General features: G+C 30.8%; 5 protein-coding genes. 1 reads left to right on the top strand and 4 read right to left on the bottom strand.

What is annotated here, in order from left to right:
- The coding region (locus tag RR409_RS10430; protein WP_332557689.1) for a ferritin-like domain-containing protein at window positions 1-452 on the bottom strand (452 nt) is incomplete at its 3' end.
- Between the two features lie 321 nt (window positions 453-773).
- On the opposite strand from RR409_RS10430, the gene RR409_RS10435 reads away from it, so the two are divergent.
- Entirely contained in the window at window positions 774-1091 is a 318-nt protein-coding gene (locus tag RR409_RS10435) for a hypothetical protein (protein WP_332557690.1), read from the top strand.
- A gap of 103 nt (window positions 1092-1194) precedes the next feature.
- Here RR409_RS10435 and RR409_RS10440 read toward each other — a convergent pair whose 3' ends face one another.
- The 3 genes from RR409_RS10440 to RR409_RS10450 are packed head-to-tail and all read right to left on the bottom strand — an operon-like array spanning window position 1195 to window position 3413.
- The gene (locus RR409_RS10440; RefSeq protein WP_332557691.1) at window positions 1195-1884 is read right to left on the bottom strand and encodes a radical SAM protein; all 690 of its coding nucleotides are present in this window, start codon (window positions 1882-1884) and stop codon (window positions 1195-1197) included.
- Window positions 1885-1886: 2 nt separating this feature from the next.
- On the bottom strand, window positions 1887-2444 hold the full coding sequence (locus tag RR409_RS10445) for an ECF transporter S component (protein ID WP_332557692.1): 558 nt from the start codon (window positions 2442-2444) through the stop codon (window positions 1887-1889).
- Window positions 2445-3413 (bottom strand): nucleoside hydrolase, encoded by a 969-nt coding sequence (locus RR409_RS10450; protein ID WP_332557693.1) that lies wholly within the window; start codon window positions 3411-3413, stop codon window positions 2445-2447. It abuts the gene before it with no gap.
- Window positions 3414-3465: the final 52 nt, after the last annotated feature.

A 3465-nucleotide genomic window follows, 5' to 3' on the forward strand; every position in this document is an offset into this window, starting at 1 on the left:
TATTTATGAACATGCTTTAATTCATCCATGAGTATTTCAAGTACCATATCTCTGTAATATTTATCTGGAATACCTACTCTAATATGACTATATTTTTCTACTGCACCTAACTCACCAAGCTTAGCCTTTTTAATTCCATTAATATAGGATCTTGGCTTTGTAAAACTTGTATTTAATGTTGCTGATATGCATTGTTCTGTATAAAACTCATATATTTCTCTAAGGTATTTATTATGTTTTCTCTCATCATCTCTTATTGTTATTATAATATTTTTTTCTTCTTCAGTAGGTGCAACACAAAGAAGGAAATTATAAAATAATTCATCTTCTCTTTCCTCTTGGATAGCTTCTTTAACTAGTCTTAGAGCACCTTCTACTGTTTTATAAGTTTTATGGGTTGGATTAATTCTATAAAAATTATTGTCATAATTATATTGCATAGAATGGCTCATAAAATCCTCCTGAATGATACGCTTACACTACCATTTTATGCCTAAAATCAAATTATGGGACATTAAAAGATATCAAATCAATATTTATTAAAGCTATAGCAAGGTTTGCTGTCCCATGTTCTCATTTTTTATATAGTTATTCTCAATCAGTATCACTAGAAAGGTTAAGTCTTCTATGAATTAATAATTTTTGCGCCTACAATATTCTTATGAAAGCTCATAGAATCTACATGTTTTTATACTATTACTTCTACAGTTCTAAGATGTTTTTTTCAGCGTATATATATGTATATATTTATACTAGTTGAAGGGAGTTTTTTTATGATTGATATATTTTTTGTAATATTAAGATGTGTTTGTGGACTTATTATTATATTATTTAGCTTAAGATTTTTGTATGTTGCCACCAAAGCATATTTTACTCATGATAGAGGTACCGATGCGAACAAAGCAATATTCCATCATCAGGGTGTATTGTTATTATGTGCAGGAATTGCTCTATATTCATTTTCCAAATTTGGTTCTATTGATAATTATGAAAATCCATTTTTATCTATTATGTTTGTTATATGTGCAGCATTAGTATTATATATAAATAACATAAATAACACATTAATAAAAGAACTAAAAAAGGAATAGACTCAAGCTATTCCTTTTTTAGTTCTTTTTAGAAGATTATTTTCAACATAATATTTTTCAATTAGATAAATTTTATATATGGGTGTAGCACCTTTGTATAATCCTAATCTCCAACTCCAAAGTCAGTATTATTATACAAGAGTTCTATGTTAGGATTATGATTTAACAACTCATATTTTTCCTTAAACCACTGAATTAGCTCCTCGTCTCTTTCCAACTTAGAGGTGTTAGGAGTAAATATATTTACTGTTCCATAAGAGAAATATTTTAAAATAATTTCTATATCTCTATCTATCATCTCTTTTGTTTGTCCTTTAATTCCTACCATTAAGCAAGGGGAATCAAAGTACTCCTTAACTTCTTTTGGATTAACAAACTTAGCATTTTTCACAAGAACTTTATTTCTAAAGTCATAGTCAAAGGTCTCTACTCCAATTTTAAAAACTATAGGTATTCCAAAGAATTCCCTCATTTCATTTAATCTATTTCGATAGCACCAATGACTTTCAAGAAACAGTTTTTCAATACCTTTTTCTCTTATTACTTCTCTAATCTTCACTAAGGTTTCCTCCGGAATTTCAAAGCAACTGCCTGAGTTTATCACCTCTAAGGTTTTATATTTACCAGTTACATTCTCTAAAACCTCATTGTTAAGAATATTAATTTCCTCTCTTGATTCAGAATTATCTAGAATGTAATCACAAAAGGTACACTTACCCCAAACACAAGGAAAAGATTTAAGTAGTACTATTTCTCTTTTGTTTTTATTTTCAATGATACTATACCTGTCCATATTTAGCTCCTTACTAATCTTTGTTTTAAGGCTCCTGGAATTCCTAGGATAACTGTCATAGCTAATGAAACTGCTACGAATTTATCTGCATAATCAGTTGTAAATTGAACTATGAATACACTTACAACTTTATTAACTCCTAGCCCTGATAGGAATTGAACAATATAAGTTGACCCTGATGAAGTGATACCACCAAATAAAAAAGCTGCTATTACTGCACCTATAAAGGATGAGAATATTGATACTGCTAATACTCCTAGTGGCATCTTAGCACCCTTCATAAATCCCTTTTTATACATTATTCCACCTAATAAACCAGTAAATATTTGAACTGGTGCAAAGTATAAGGAGTAAATATCAAAAGTTATCCCACTTACTATACTTCCTAAAAGTCCAGTAATTACTCCATATATTGGTCCTAGTATAAAAGAAACCATTATTGTACCAATAGAATCTAAAAATATTGGTAGTCTTAAGTTTAGAGCTATAAACGCCCCTATAATATTTAATGCAATTCCAAAACCTACTATACTTATATTTAATGTTGACATTTTTTTCATTTATATTACCCCCTTGGTTTTGCTTATTATCTCAGCTTTTTCTGGAAACACTCTTGAAAGAAACATTTGCATAAACTTAAATTTATCTACTTCATTTAAGATTATTGCATTGTGATCTTTCTTCCAAAAGTTCTCCACATCTACTATAGATTGACCCATAGCAATTCCCTCTTTTACCACTTCGGCATAAGAACTAAAGCCACTGCATATGGACCTATCTATAAAATAAGCTACAGCTAAAGGGTCATTAATTACACAACCAATTATACATTCTTGCTTCCAATGGAAGTCTACATAAAACTTTGAAATATCCACTATATACTTAGCTGTCTCTCCACCTAATCTTGTAATTAACTCAAGAATATTAGGTGTTAAGACTATTTTCCTCGTCACATCAAGTCCCACCATATGAATTTGTTTTTTCAAATTCTTATAAACATAATCTGCACTATGTGGGTCTACCCAATAATTAAACTCCGCAACCGGGGAACAGTTGCCATGACTTCTAAAGCTTCCCCCCATAGAAACTAACTCATCTAAATTTTTAAAAGCTTTTTCATCCTTCATCAATGCTTTTGCAATGTTTGTTAGTGGTCCTAGTGCTATAATTGACATTACTTCTACTTTTAGGCTATTTATAATAAAGTCAACAGCACTTTCTTTTACAATTCCACTACGAACCTTTGGGAAGAAACATTCGCCTACTCCATCCTCACCATGGGTATCTTGAGCAGTTATAAGTTCCCTAACTAGTGGATTTTCTTCCCCAAAATATACGGGTACATGAAGTGAACTTGTTAACTCCAATACCTTTAAGGTGTTTTCCACACCTTGCTTTGTTGGAACATTTCCACAAACTACTGTAATACCTACTACCTCTAGTTCTGGTGATTTAAGCGCTAAAAGCAGTGCCAAAGAATCATCAATTCCTGGATCACAGTCAATAATTACCTTTCTCTTTTTTTCCATTTTCCTTCTCCTTCTCTCATTTCTCTGAGAACGGAACGTACAACTCTCTTGT

Source organism: Clostridium sp. (genome assembly GCF_036642255.1).
Classification (GTDB): Bacteria; Bacillota; Clostridia; order Clostridiales; family Clostridiaceae; genus Clostridium_J.